Genomic DNA, 13,280 nt, shown 5'->3' with positions numbered 1-13,280 from the left:
CGCCCTTTCGTCCGAAAAGTCACCATTCTCGGTGCACGCCTTCTGGCGGTCGAAATCACCGTTTCCGCGGCGCCGAACGGGTCGGTCGATCAACTCGTCTCGTCGACCAGCCATCCGCACGGGGTCGCGAGGGCCGTCGCCTCGTCCGGGCCCATCGACCCCGGCTCGTACGGGGAGACGTCCGGGCGCGCGTTCAGCAGAGGCGCGGCGACCTCCCACACCTTGGCGAGTCCGTCGGGGCGGGTGAACAGCGACCGGTCGCCGTCCAGCACGTCGAGGATGAGGCGCGAGTAGGGCGAGAGCGGTTCGGCGTCGGACACCGTGGACAGGTCGAGCGACATGCGGCCGATGCCCAGATCCTCGCCGGGGCCCGGCTCCTTCACGGTCATCGCGATGTCCACGCGGCCGTCACCGGAGAGGTCGAACGACAGCACTGCGCCGTCCTCGGGGAGGTGCTTCACCGGACCGTCGGGGCGGCGGAACACCAGCGACACGCGTTGTGTGCTGGTGCCCAACATCTTTCCCGTGCGGAGCAGGAACGGCACGTCCCGCCACCGGTCGGTGTCCACCCACAGCCGCGCCGCGACGTAGGTGTCGGTGGTGGAGTCGTCCGCGATGCCCTCGACCTCGGTGTAGCCGCGGTACTGACCGAGCACCACCTCCTCCGGGTCCAGCGGACGGAAGGCGGCGATCACCGATTCCCGCGCGGTCTGCAGATCGTCGGCGCCGAGGCTCGGCGGCGGCTCCATCGCCACCTCGGCCGCCACCTGGAACAGGTGGGTCACCAGCATGTCCAGCACGGCGCCGGTGGCGTCGTAGAACTCGGCGCGGTCGTCGATGTCGAGGGTTTCCGGCACGTCGATCTGGACCTGCTCGACGTGCTCGCGATTCCAGATGCCCTCGACCATGCCGTTGGCGAATCGCAGAATGTGCAGATTCTGGGTGTTCTCCTTGCCCAGGAAATGGTCGATGCGATACACCTGCTTCTCGTCGAGAACCTCGTGCACCGCCGCATCCAATTTCTCGAAGTTCTCCTGCGACGTGCCGAACGGCTTCTCGTAGACCACCCGAGCACCCTCGGCCAGTCCGTGCTCCCCCAGTGCCGCTGTGTAGTCGAGGAAGGTCGACGGCGGCAACGCGATGTAATGAACCAGCTGGACGTCTCCGCCGAGCTCGTCCGTCACGTCGGAGACCACCGACGGCAGATCGCCCGCGTCGTCGACGGAGAAGCCGCCGCCGGCGAAGCGCACGCGCTCCGCGAAGTCCGACCACACCGTCTCGTCGATCGTCTCGACACCCTCTCCGGGGCCGAACTTTTCGAGGGCGTCGCGCACGTGGGCGCGGAACTCGTCGTCGGTCTTCCGGCCGCGCCCGTTGCCGATCAGGGCCCAGTCGTCCGGTAGCAGACCTTCCTGCGCGAGCTCGTAGAAGGCGGGCAGCACCATGCGTTTGGCGAGGTCACCCGTCGCGCCGAAGAGAACGAAGACGGTCGGGGTGGTCGCACCGGAGTCAGCCATGCGCGGGGGATGCCCGGTTCCGTCGAAAACCGAACCTGCCGTGGGGTGGTTACGCTCACTGCGGTGAGCAGGTACGTCTTCGACGGGGACATCTCGGGCTTCGGAACCCAGAGCGGCACCCGCCTCGTGGTGGGGCACTGGACGGCGTCGCCGCTCGGCGAGTTCACCGACGTCATGGTCGAGTTCGCCGACGGCGAGCGCCTGCTGCTCGCCCCGTCCCCCGAGGTCCGCGACTTCGTCACCGCCACCTACACGTTCGATCGGCACGAGATCGTCGACGTCGTCCACCGGCGGGTGGACGACCGGGTGAGCGTCGAGGCCGGTGACCTCCGACTCGGGTTCACGGTCGGATCGGTCACCCTGCTGGGTCGGTTGCTCGCCGTGATGCCCGACGCCGTCGTCACCGCCCCGTGGTTCTGCACCCTGAGCGACCCGATCGCGCGCGTCCTGCTGTCCGGCGTCCGCACCCGGGGCACCGCCGGTGGTGGGCGGCGCGAGTTCTACGGCGCGCGCGGCCAGCACCGCATCGTGTCGGCGTCCGCGTCCTGGCGCGGGGACGACCTGGGCGGTCTCACCCGGGTCGAACCGCCGGTGCGCTTCGGATTCGGCTCCACGCCCGCAGCCCCCTCCTCGACGGCCGTGCGGACCACCGTCGAGGTGCGCTGAGCTCGCGCCGGGCCCGATGGAGTGGGCGCGGGTGCACACAACTCGGCCGTATCGACGGGATCCCGTCCGGACGGGCGACCTGTGGGCAACCACGCCCGGTCGTGGCGCCGAGACGGACGCACGCCGTCGACCCGATGTCGTGTCCGTCCCTTTTCGGACCCGCATCGAATACGGTGTGCATTCCGTCCGCTGCCCGACCGAGGAGACGCCCTGGAGACGTTCCTGACCGTCGCGGCCGTCGTGCTCGCGGCGAACCTTCTGGTCGGTGTGCTTCGGGTGTCCCGCGGCCCCGACGTCCGTGATCGCATCGCCGGTCTGATCCTGCTGTCCACCACCGGAACAGCGGTGCTGCTGGTGCTCGCCCACACCGTCGACGAGCCGGCGCTGCGGGTGGTCGCCGCCGTGGCCGTGGCGCTGGCGCCGGTGATCGTGGTGTCCCTGGTGGTGCACGAACGGGGCCGACCGTGAGCGTGAGTGTGGTTCTCGACGTCGTCGCGGCGATGTTCGTCACCGTCGGGGTCGCGTTCTTCACGGTGGGGACCGTCGGTCTGATTCGTTTGCCGGACAGGCGAAGTCGACTGCACGCGTTGACCAAGGCGGACAACCTCGGCCTGGGCCTGGTGGTGCTCGGACTCGCGCTGGTCAGCGGATCGGTCGCGTCGGCGCTCCTCATGGTGGCGGTGTGGATCCTCGCCCTCGGCGCGTCCGCGACGACGGCGGCACTGCTGGCCTCCGATCGGACGGAGGACCGATGAGCCCGACCGTCGTCCTCGACGCGCTTCTGGCGGCGGGCGTGCTGGTCACAGCCGTCGTCGCGCTCTGGCACCGGGACCGCGCCGCGTCCGTCACCGTGTTCCTGGGGTTCGGCGTTCTGCTCACCGCGCTCTGGGCTCGCCTGGGAGCTCCCGACGTCGCCCTGGCGGAAGCCGCGCTCGCCGCCGGTGTGACGGGCGCGCTGATGGCGACGGTCGTCGCGGGACGCACCCGCAGGGCGACGCCGGTGCCCCGATCCCACCGCGCCGTCGACGTCGCGGAAGGCGCTCTGGCGGTGGGCATCGGCGTTGCCCTCACCGCCGTCGCCACGGGTGCGATGCGGTCGGCTGCGCCGGCACTCACGGGCGACGCGGCCACCGGGGCCCTGCCGGAGAGCGTCGTCGCACACCCGGTCACCGCGGTGCTGCTGGACTTCCGTACCTACGACACCATGCTCGAGATCGTCGTTCTCGCCGTCGCCGCCCTGGCCGCCGTGTCCACCCTGCGCGACGCGGCGCCCGCGCTGGCCGTGCCCGTCGATCGACGCCCCGTCCTCACCGTGGCGGTGGCCGTTCTCACTCCGGTGCTCGTCGTCCTCGCGGCCTGGCTGCTGGTCGCCGGCAGCGACCGACCGGGCGGCGCGTTCCAGTCCGGCGCCGTCGTCACCGGTATCGTGCTGCTGACGGTGCTCACCGGGACGGTCCGCCTTCCCTCGGCGCGGACCACACGCCTGCTGCTGGCCGTCGGGTCCGCCGTGTTCCTCGTGGTGGCCCTGGCAACCGCCCTCACCACCGGCTGGCTCACCCTCGAGAATCCCTGGGGAGGGACGGCGGTGGTCGCTCTCGAGGCGGTGCTCGCGGTGTCCATCGGCGTCTGCCTGGCTGTCCTCGCGCTGGCCGGAAGCACGCGAGCATGACGCGCCCGGAGTGGTTCGTCGCGCTCGGCCTCCTGGTGTTCGCGCTGGGCTCGGTGCGCCTGCTGTTCGTGCGGGACACCGTCACCCGACTGGTGGCCCTCAACATCGCGGGCGCCGGGGTCTTCCTGGTGCTGATCGCCCTCGCGGCACGCACCGATCCGCCGGATCCCGTGCTGCACGCGCTGGTCCTCACCGGCATCGTCATCGCCGTGTCCGTCACGGGCCTCGGGCTGGTGCTCGTCCGTCGGTTCGACGACGGTGGCAGCGACGACGACGGGAGCGCGCCGTGACGTCCCTGCTCCCCGCCCTCGTCGTGGTCCCCGCCCTCGTCGCGACGCTCGTCGCCGTGGTCCCCCGCCTCGGCGCGGTCGCCGCCGGGGTGACCGCGCTCGCCGGCGTGATCGCAGCGGTGGCGCTGACCCTGCAGGTCTCCACCGACGGCCCCGTCGTCGTCGAGCTCGGTGGGTGGGCCGAGCCCGTCGGCATCGCCCTGCGCGCGGACGGTCTCTCGGCGGCGTTCGTCCTCGTCACCGCCGTCGTCGTGCTGGTGGTGACCGTCTTCGCCTCGGGGTCGTCCGCCGCCCGCGGCACACCGTTCTTCTGGGCGCTGTCCCAGGCGCTGTGGGCGGGGCTCAACGCGGTCTACGTCGCGGCGGACCTGTTCAACACCTACGTCGCTCTCGAACTGGTCACCGTCGCCGCCGTCGGATGCGTGGCCCTCGGCGGCAGAAGCGCTGCGGCCCCGGCCTTTCGGTACCTGCTGGTGGCCGTCGCCGGGTCGCTCTGGTTCCTGCTGGCCGTCGCCCTCCTGTACGCGCGCACCGGCACCCTCTCCCTCCGTCTGGTGCAGGACGCGCTGCGCGATCCGACCGACGACGGCACCCTCGTCGCCACCGTCCTGATCCTCGCCACCGTCGGCCTGGCTCTGAAGTCCGCGCTGGTGCCGCTGCACGCGTGGTTGCCGCCCGCCCATGCCGGCGCGCCCGCGGCGGTGAGTCCGCTCATGTCCGCCGTCGTGATCAAGGCCTCGATCTTCGTGCTGTACCGACTGTGGACGTCGTTGCCGGCCGACGCGGCCACCACGGCCCTCGCCGGCCTGGTCGGTGCGGTGGGCAGTGTGGCCGTGCTGTGGGGCTCGCTCGCCGCGTTGCGCCAGGCCCGTCTCAAACGCGTCGTCGCCTACTCCACCGTGGCGCAGGTCGGATACTTCGTTCTGCTTCTGCCCCTGCTGGTTCCGGCCCTTCAGCCGGAGGCCGACGACGCGGCGCGTGCCGTCGCCGAGCTCGCCGTCCAGGGCACCGTCGCCATGGTGGCGGCGCACGCGGTGGCGAAGTCGGCGATGTTCATGGCGGCCGGATGCCTGCTGCACGCCCGCGGGACCGACGAGATCACCGCGCTGCGCGGCGCCGTCGTCACGAACCCCGGTGCGGTGCTCGCGTTCGGCGTCGCGGGTGTCGCGCTCGCCGGACTTCCTCCCGCACTGGCGTTCTCGGGCAAGTGGCAGTTGCTGACGGCCGTGCTGGAGTCCGGTCAGTGGTGGTGGCTGATCGCGCTGCTCGGCGGCGGACTCCTCACCGCGGCCTACACCGTGCGGGTCCTCGCGGTGTTCTTCGCCGAGCGCGAGACCGGCGCCGGCACGGACACCGACACCGACACGCCCGTCCCCGTCCGCATGACCGTCGCCACGCTCGGCACCGCCGTCGCGGCGGGGATCGCCGGTGTCGCGTCCGCCGGATGGCTCGCGACGACGACGGTGGGCGTCTTCTGATGTCCGCCGGGCTGATTCCGTTCGCCGTCCTGGCGACGTCGTTGATTCCCGCGGTGGTCATCTTCCTGCTGCCCGACGACGCCACGCGGTGGCGCACCACGCTCAACCTGGGTGGGGCGGCGGCAAAGGTGGCGTTGGTGGCCGCCTTGATCCCGGCCGCCGTGGACGGCGAGCGCTTCGAGTGGCGTAGCGAATTCGTCCCCGGGGTCGACCTGGTGCTCCGCGTGGAGCCGTTCGCTCTCTACTTCCTGGCGCTGTCCTCGGTGCTGTGGTTGGTGACGACGATCTACGCCGTCGGGTACTTCCGCGACACTCCCGGACGGAGCCGGTTCTTCGGGTTCTTCAGCCTGTGCGTGGTGGCCACCACGGGAATTGCGTTGGCGGGCAATCCCGTCACCTTCGTGATCTTCTACGAGCTGTTGACCCTGGTGACCTACCCCCTGGTGGTGCACGAGCGGTCGGCCGCCGCGATCGCCGGTGCCCGCACGTACCTGATCCACACCCTGATCGGCGGGGTTCCCCTGCTGATCGGGGTGGTGTGGCTGACCGAACGCGTGGGCTCGATCGACTTCGCCGACCGGGGCAGCGACGCCATGACGGAGTTCGCCGCCCGGGAGCCCGTCGCGGCCACGGCGATCTTCGCGCTGATCGTGGCCGGACTGGCCGTCAAGGCCGCCCTGATTCCGGTCCACGGGTGGCTGCCGCGGGCGATGGTGGCGCCGGCGCCGGTCAGCGCTCTCCTCCACGCCGTCGCGGTGGTGAAGGCCGGTGTGTTCGGCATCGTGCTGCTCGTCGACTACACCTACGGAGTCGAGGTGGCCGAGCGGCTGGGTGTCCTGACGCCGCTGGCGGTGCTCGCGTCGGCGACGATCGTCTACGGCTCGGTGATGGCGCTGCGGCAGGACGGCATCAAGGCCCGGCTGGCCTACTCGACGGTGAGTCAGGTCGCGTACGTGACGCTCGGCGTCGCGATCGTCTCGGCGACGGCGACCACCGGCGGCATCGCGCACATCGTCAATCAGGGCCTGATGAAGATCACCATGTTCTTCTGCGCGGGCCTGTTCGCGGTGGTCCTCGGCATCACCCGCATCTCCGAGCTCGACGGCGTCGGCCGTCGCATGCCGGTCACCAGCGCCGCCTTCACCGTCGCGGCGGTGGGCATGATCGGGATTCCGCCGATGGCCGGGTTCCTGTCCAAGTGGTACCTGGCCGTCGGGTCGGTCGAGGCCGGGCAACCCTGGGTGTTGGGCGTCCTGGTCACGTCCAGTCTGCTCAACGCCGCCTACTTCTTCCCGATCGTCTACCGCCTGTGGTGGAAGACCGGCGAGCACGAGCGCGTGACGGGCATCGAAGCACCGCCGACCCTGCTGGTTCCCGCGGCCGTCACCGCGGTGGCCACCGTCGTGGTGGGCCTGGTCGCGGGGTGGATCTACTCGCCGCTGAACCTCGCGCGCATCATCACGGAAGGGATCTACGGCCTGTGACCTCCGTGCCTGTGACCCCCGTGTCGACTCTCGCTGCCGTCCTCTGGATCGCCGCCGTCTCCCTCCCGGCCCTGGTGGTGCTCGCGCTGCTGGTCGCACCCGTCCGGCGGCGCCGGCCGCTGGTCACCGTCGCGCCGATCGCCGTCGCTCCCGCCGGGCTGCTCGCTCTGCTCGGTCCGTCCGCCGGGTCGGTGGACGTGCCGTGGCTGCTGCTCGGCACCTCGCTGACCGTGACGCCGCTCGGTCGGCCGCTGCTGCTGCTGGCCGTGGTGCTCTACGCCGGCGCCCTGGCGGCGGTCGCGGCCGGGGGACCCGATCGACGGCATCTGCTCACCGGCTTCCTGCTGGTCGCGTTCGTCGGCAACGCGGGCGTCTTCGTCGCCGCCGACACCGTGACCTTCTATCTGTCCTTCGCGCTGATGTCGGTCGCGGCGTTCGGCTGCGTCGTCCACACCCGCAGCGAGTCCGCGCGCCGAGCCGGCCGCGTCTACCTGGCGCTGACGATGCTCTCGGAGCTCGCCGTGCTGTGCGGACTGGTGCTCGTGGTGAACGCCGGGGGCCGCGAGGTGGTCGACGCCCCGGCCGCCGTCGCCGCGTCCGAGCACCGGCCGGCGATCCTCGCCTTGCTGCTGATCGGCTTCGGGATCAAGGCAGGCACCGTCCCCCTCCACGTCTGGCTCCCGCTGGCGCACCCCGCGGCGCCGCCACCGGCGAGCGCCGTGCTGAGCGGGGCGATGGTGAAAGCCGGACTGTTCGGCTGGCTGACGTTCCTGCCGCTGGGCGAAGTCGCGCTTCCCGGGTGGGGCACGACGCTGGTGGTCCTCGCACTGGTCGGCGCGTTCGCCGCGCTCCCCCTCGGGGTGCTGCACGCCGACCCCAAGGTCCCGCTCGCCTACAGCACCATCTCGCAGATGGGGTTCCTCGCGGTACTGGTGGGCATCGCCCTCACCCAGCCCGAGCTGGCCGACGTCTGCGCCCTGGCCGCCGTCGTCTACGCGGTGCATCACGGCGTCGCGAAAGGTGGCCTGTTCCTCGGGGTCTCGGTCTGGCAGCGGCACGGCGCCGGTCGCGCCCGACCGCTCGTCCTGGCGGTCCTGGCCGTGCTGGCACTGGCCGTCGCGGGCGCCCCGTTCGGATCCGGCTCGGTGGCCAAGTACGCCGCCAAGGAGGCCGTCGCCCCGGCCTCGCTCGGCGGCGTGGAACTGGTCGATCTGCTGCCCTGGGTCGGCACCGTGTCCACCCTGCTGCTCGCCCGTGCGGGTTGGGTCCTGCTGCGCGGCCGGACCGGACCCGCCCGCCGAGTCGACGTCTCACTCGTCTCCTGGTGTCTGCTCACCGTGGCCGGCACGGTGGCCACCTGGGCCCTCGCCGACAGGTGGTCCGACGTGGTCACCGTGCCCGGCCTCGACCTCGTGACCCTGTGGGACGCCACGTGGCCCATCCTGATCGGACTGGTGATCGCGGCCGTCGTCGGCATCCTCGCGGAACGAGAGTTCCTGCCGCCGAGGCTCGCTCACCCCGATGGCAGCCTGATTCCCGCCGGGGACCTCGCCGTCCCCGAGGAACGCATCGCCGGCCGCGCCGCCCGAGCGCTGGTCACCGTGGGGGCGGGCCGCTCTGCCGCCGTCGGCGCCCGCCTCGTCGACGCGGTCGGTCCGCTCCGGCGCAGCACGGTGGTCGACGACGCCGAACGGGGACTGTCGCGGTGGGCGATCTCCGGCGCGGCCGTCGTCACCGTCGCCGCGCTGGCCGTCCTGCTGGTGGTGATCGCGTGACCGCGATCCGAGCACTCCTCCTGCGCGGCAGCGTGCTCGCGCTCGTCTGGTGGCTGATGACGCAGGGCGACGGACTCTGGTACTACGGCGTTCCCGTCGTCGTGGTGGCCACCGCGGTGTCCCTCGCGCTCACCCGCCCGACGCGGCGGGACCGCCACCCCTGGCCCGCACGGCTGCGCGCCGGCGTCGGCGTGCTGCGCTGGTTTCTGGTCCATTCCGTCACCGGCGGACTCGACGTGGGCCGCCGAGTACTGGGCCGCCGTCTCGACATCGATCCCGTCGACGATCACGTCCCCGTCCGCGTCGCGTCCCCGCTCGGCCGCGTCCTGCTCGCCGACCTCGGTTCTCTCACACCGGGTTCGCTGTCGGTCGATCTCACCTCGACCGGGCTGGACGTCCACGTGCTCCACCGCGACATGCCCGTCCGCGAGCAACTCGCGGACCTCGACGCACTGCTCGTCGTGCTGTTCGACCCACCTGAGCAGTTCGACCCACACGAGCCGACCGACCCACCCGAGACACCCACCGGAAAGGCCACACCGTGACCGTGTTCGGCTCCCCGCCCACCGCCCCGTTCGGCTCCCCGCCCACCGCACCGTTCGCCCCCGAGCAGGGCCACCTGCCCATCGAGGACCACGGCCTGATCGGCGACGGGCAGAGCTGCGCCCTGGTGGCCCGCGACGGCACCGTTCCGTGGATGTGCCTGCCGCGCTTCGACGGTCCGCCGCTCTTCGCGCGCCTCCTCGACGCCGAGCGCGGTGGATCCTTCGACGTGGACCCGGTGGGACTGGTCGAGGGCGGGCAGCGGTACCTCGAGGACACCGGCGTGCTCGTCACCACCCTGGTCGGGCCGGAGGGCACCGTGGAGGTCACCGACGCGATGACGTTGCGGTCGGGGGCCGACCTCACCGAGCTGGCCTCGGCCTCCCGCGGCGAACTGCTGCGCGTCGCACGCGTGACCTCGGGCGTCGTCGACCTGCGAATTCGGTTGCAGCCCACCGCATCGACTCGCTACCGGCCCGACGCCGGCGGGTGGGCCGTGAACACCGAGTCGCATCCGGATCTTCCGCTGCGCGTGCTGTGCTCCGTGGACCTCGAGACGGACGACGACGGTGGTCTCGGCACCACCGTGCGACGGCACGCGGGCGAGATCGTCGTGGTGTCCCTGCACTGGTCCGGCGACACCCGACTGCGGACGGTGCTGGACCCGTCCTCCCTCGTCGACCAGACCGCCGCCGCGTGGCGACGGTGGATGCGGCACGTCACGTACGAAGGGCCGCAACGGGAGCTGGTGCGCCGGTCCGCGCTGACGCTCAAGCTGTTGGACCACTCGACCACCGGCGGCATCATGGCCGCCGCCACGTCGTCGTTGCCGGAACACGTGGGCGGCGTGCGCAACTGGGACTACCGCTACACCTGGGTGCGCGACGCCGCGTTCTCCACCTACGCGCTCCGCCGCATCGGACTCACCAGCGAGGCGGACGCGTTCCTGTCCTGGACGCTGGCGTGTGCGGACCGGGACGGCGGACCGTCCATCATGTACGCCCTCGACGGCGGTCAGCCGCCCGAGGAGACCTCCGACGAACGACTGCGGGGCTGGCGCGGCAGCGCGCCGGTGCGGTGGGGCAACGGCGCGGCCGGGCAGACCCAGCACGACGTCTACGGCGAGCTTCTCGACGTCGCCTTCCAGTGGGCGCGCGCAGGCGGGCCCATCGACGATCACCTGTGGGGCATCCTCACCTCGCTCACCGAGCAGGCCATCGAGAACTGGACGGTCCCGGATCACGGCATCTGGGAGATCCGCGACTCCGGACGCCCCTTCACGTACTCGGTCGCCCTGTGCCACGTCGCGGTCGACCGGGCGATCCGCATCGCCGAGATCGCCGGCCGGGACGCCGATCTCGACCGCTGGCGGCAGGCGGCATCGGAGATCCGTGAGACCCTGCTCGAGCGGGCGTTCGACCCGGACGGGGAGACGTTCACCGAACAGCTCGCGACGGACGGGGAGGGACGCGGCGGGCTCGACGGGTCGCTCCTGGCGCTGCCGTTGCGCCGGATCGTCGACTTCGACGATCCCCGCATGGTGGCGACCGTCGACGCGGTCCGCCGCCGGCTCGACGCGGGGGACGGTCTGCTCTATCGCTACCTGCACGAGGAATCGTCCGACGGCCTGCCGGGCAAGGAGGGCGCGTTCCTGCTGTGCTCCTTCTGGCTCGTCGACAACCTCACCGGACAGGGCCGCCTCGACGAGGCGGAGGAGCTGTACGACTCGCTGTGCGCGCGGGCCAATCATCTCGGTCTCCTGAGCGAGGAGATCGATCCCACCGACGGGTCCTTCCTGGGCAACTTCCCGCAGGCCTTCAGCCACATCGGGATCATCGCCAGTGGCCACCGGTTGGCCGAGGCACGGCGGAAGGCGTCCGGCCGGGCGCACTAGAATGTGCCGGTCAGACCCCGTCCACCCGGCATTCGATCAGGAGAAGATCCGTGACCGCGCACGTCGAAGAACTGCAGTTCCAGGCCGAGACCCGGCAGCTGTTGGACCTGATGATCCACTCGGTCTACTCCAACAAGGATTCGTTCCTCCGTGAGCTGGTGTCCAACTCGTCCGACGCGTTGGACAAGCTGCGCATCGAGGCGTTCCGCGACAAGGACCTCGGCGTCGACACCTCGGATCTGCACATCGATCTGGAGATCGACAAGGACGCCCGCACGCTCACCGTGCGGGACAACGGCATCGGCATGAGCCGCGACGAGGTGGTCGACCTCATCGGCACGCTCGCCAAGTCCGGTACCGCGGAGGTCCGCGCCAAGCTGAAGGAAGCCAAGGACGCCGCCGCGTCCGAGGAGCTGATCGGCCAGTTCGGCATCGGCTTCTACTCGACGTTCATGGTCGCCGACACCGTCACCCTCGTCACGCGCAAGGCGGGCGAGACGACGGCCACCAAGTGGGAGTCGTCGGGCGCCGGCACGTACACCATCGAGGAGGTCGAGGGTGCCCCGCAGGGCACGTCGGTGACGCTCGCTCTCAAGCCCGCGGACGAGGAGGACCACCTCCACGACTACACGTCCGAGTGGAAGATCCGCGAGCTGGTGAAGCGGTACTCCGACTTCATCGCCTGGCCGATCCGCATGCAGGTGGAGAAGACCACCGGCGAGGGTGACGAGAAGACCACCACCCTCGAGGACGAGACGATCAACTCCATGAAGGCGCTGTGGACGCGCTCGAAGGACGACGTCTCCGACGAGGAGTACACCGAGTTCTACCGCCACGTCAGCCACGCCTGGGACGAGCCGCTCGAGGTCATCCCGATGAAGGCGGAGGGCACGTTCGAGTACCAGGCGCTGCTGTTCGTTCCGACGCGGGCGCCGTTCGATCTGTTCATGCGCGAGTCGAAGATCGGTATCCAGCTCTACGTCAAGCGCGTCTTCATCATGGACGATTGCGAGGAGCTCGTCCCCGAGTACCTGCGCTTCGTCAAGGGTGTGGTCGACGCGGCCGACCTGTCGCTGAACGTCTCCCGCGAGATCCTGCAGCAGGACAGGCAGATTCGCGCGATCCGTCGTCGCCTCACCAAGAAGGTCCTGTCGACGATCTCGGACCTGCAGGCGAACGAGCCCGAGAAGTACGCGACGCTGTGGTCGGAGTTCGGCCGCGCGCTCAAGGAGGGTCTGCTCTCCGATCCGGACAACGTGCAGACCATCCTGGGCCTGTCGTCGTTCGCCTCGACGCACAGCGACGAGAAGCCGACCACGTTGGCGGACTACGTCTCTCGCATGAAGGACGGCCAGGACACCATCTACTACATGACGGGCGAGACCCGTCAGCAGGTGGAGAACTCCCCGCACATGGAGGCGTTCGCCGCCAAGGGCCTCGAGGTGCTGATCCTCACCGACCCGGTGGACGAGATGTGGACCGGCTCGGTGCCGGAGTTCGACGGCAAGGCCTTCCGCTCCATCGCGAAGGGTGCCGTCGATCTCGGTGACGACGAGAAGTCCGAGGAGCAGGACGCGAAGAAGGAGCAGTTCGCGGACCTCACCTCCTGGATGGCCGAGGCCCTGTCCGACGACGTCAAGGAGGTCCGCCTCTCGACGCGCCTGACCACGTCGCCGGCCTGCATCGTCGGTGACGACTTCTCCCTCAGCCCCACCCTCGAGAAGATGTACCGCGCATCGGGTCAGGCCGTACCGAAGACCAAGCGCATCCTCGAGATCAACCCGGATCACGCCCTCATCACCGCGCTGGAGAAGGCGCACGCGGAGAAGAAGGACACCGAGCAGCTCACCGAGACCGCCCGGTTGCTGTACGGCACGGCCCTTCTCGCCGAGGGCGGCGAGCTCGAGGACCCGGCGTCGTTCGCCAAACTCCTCGCGGATCGGTTGACGCGCACGCTCTGACGA

Annotated in this window: 12 protein-coding genes; 11 read left to right on the top strand and 1 reads right to left on the bottom strand. The window is 70.7% G+C overall.

The window, feature by feature from the left end; genetic code table 11:
* Positions 1–89: 89 nt before the first annotated feature.
* The gene (locus tag A3Q40_RS00875) at positions 90–1,517 is read right to left on the bottom strand and encodes a glucose-6-phosphate dehydrogenase (protein ID WP_068099395.1); all 1,428 of its coding nucleotides are present in this window, start codon (positions 1,515–1,517) and stop codon (positions 90–92) included.
* A 63-nt stretch (positions 1,518–1,580) separates the two neighbouring features.
* Between A3Q40_RS00875 and A3Q40_RS00870 the strand changes: the two genes are divergently transcribed.
* From A3Q40_RS00870 to htpG, 11 genes are all read left to right on the top strand, one after another.
* Positions 1,581–2,183: a hypothetical protein gene (locus A3Q40_RS00870; RefSeq protein WP_068099394.1), complete on the top strand. Its 603-nt coding sequence runs from the start codon at positions 1,581–1,583 to the stop codon at positions 2,181–2,183.
* Positions 2,184–2,423: 240 nt separating this feature from the next.
* Positions 2,424–2,651: a hypothetical protein gene (locus tag A3Q40_RS00865; RefSeq protein ID WP_235606386.1), complete on the top strand. Its 228-nt coding sequence runs from the start codon at positions 2,424–2,426 to the stop codon at positions 2,649–2,651.
* Positions 2,648–2,938 (top strand): cation:proton antiporter, encoded by a 291-nt coding sequence (locus tag A3Q40_RS00860; RefSeq protein ID WP_222675029.1) that lies wholly within the window; start codon positions 2,648–2,650, stop codon positions 2,936–2,938. Before A3Q40_RS00865 ends, A3Q40_RS00860 begins: the two co-directional genes overlap by 4 nt.
* Positions 2,935–3,852: a hydrogen gas-evolving membrane-bound hydrogenase subunit E gene (mbhE, locus tag A3Q40_RS00855; RefSeq protein WP_068099392.1), complete on the top strand. Its 918-nt coding sequence runs from the start codon at positions 2,935–2,937 to the stop codon at positions 3,850–3,852. Before A3Q40_RS00860 ends, mbhE begins: the two co-directional genes overlap by 4 nt.
* The gene (locus tag A3Q40_RS00850) at positions 3,849–4,142 is read left to right on the top strand and encodes an NADH-quinone oxidoreductase subunit K (RefSeq protein WP_068099391.1); all 294 of its coding nucleotides are present in this window, start codon (positions 3,849–3,851) and stop codon (positions 4,140–4,142) included. The genes mbhE and A3Q40_RS00850 overlap by 4 nt, the downstream gene beginning before the upstream one ends.
* Positions 4,139–5,620 (top strand): complex I subunit 5 family protein, encoded by a 1,482-nt coding sequence (locus A3Q40_RS00845; RefSeq protein ID WP_068099390.1) that lies wholly within the window; start codon positions 4,139–4,141, stop codon positions 5,618–5,620. Before A3Q40_RS00850 ends, A3Q40_RS00845 begins: the two co-directional genes overlap by 4 nt.
* Positions 5,587–7,104 carry a complex I subunit 5 family protein gene (locus A3Q40_RS00840; RefSeq protein WP_157889454.1) on the top strand — a complete coding sequence of 506 codons (1,518 nt, stop codon included), beginning with the start codon at positions 5,587–5,589 and terminating at the stop codon, positions 7,102–7,104. The genes A3Q40_RS00845 and A3Q40_RS00840 overlap by 34 nt, the downstream gene beginning before the upstream one ends.
* Entirely contained in the window at positions 7,101–8,879 is a 1,779-nt protein-coding gene (locus A3Q40_RS00835; protein WP_201132912.1) for a proton-conducting transporter transmembrane domain-containing protein, read from the top strand. Before A3Q40_RS00840 ends, A3Q40_RS00835 begins: the two co-directional genes overlap by 4 nt.
* Positions 8,876–9,424: a Na+/H+ antiporter subunit E gene (locus tag A3Q40_RS00830; protein WP_068099389.1), complete on the top strand. Its 549-nt coding sequence runs from the start codon at positions 8,876–8,878 to the stop codon at positions 9,422–9,424. The genes A3Q40_RS00835 and A3Q40_RS00830 overlap by 4 nt, the downstream gene beginning before the upstream one ends.
* On the top strand, positions 9,421–11,316 hold the full coding sequence (locus A3Q40_RS00825) for a glycoside hydrolase family 15 protein (RefSeq protein ID WP_235606385.1): 1,896 nt from the start codon (positions 9,421–9,423) through the stop codon (positions 11,314–11,316). Before A3Q40_RS00830 ends, A3Q40_RS00825 begins: the two co-directional genes overlap by 4 nt.
* Before the next feature lie 50 nt (positions 11,317–11,366).
* The gene (gene htpG, locus A3Q40_RS00820; protein WP_068099388.1) at positions 11,367–13,277 is read left to right on the top strand and encodes a molecular chaperone HtpG; all 1,911 of its coding nucleotides are present in this window, start codon (positions 11,367–11,369) and stop codon (positions 13,275–13,277) included.
* Positions 13,278–13,280 lie beyond the last annotated feature (3 nt).

The organism is Rhodococcus sp. PBTS 1 (genome assembly GCF_001620025.1).
GTDB lineage: Bacteria > Actinomycetota > Actinomycetes > Mycobacteriales > Mycobacteriaceae > Rhodococcoides > Rhodococcoides kroppenstedtii.
The sequence above is the reverse complement of the archived record's forward strand: the minus strand, read 5'-3'. Positions and strand labels throughout refer to the sequence as shown.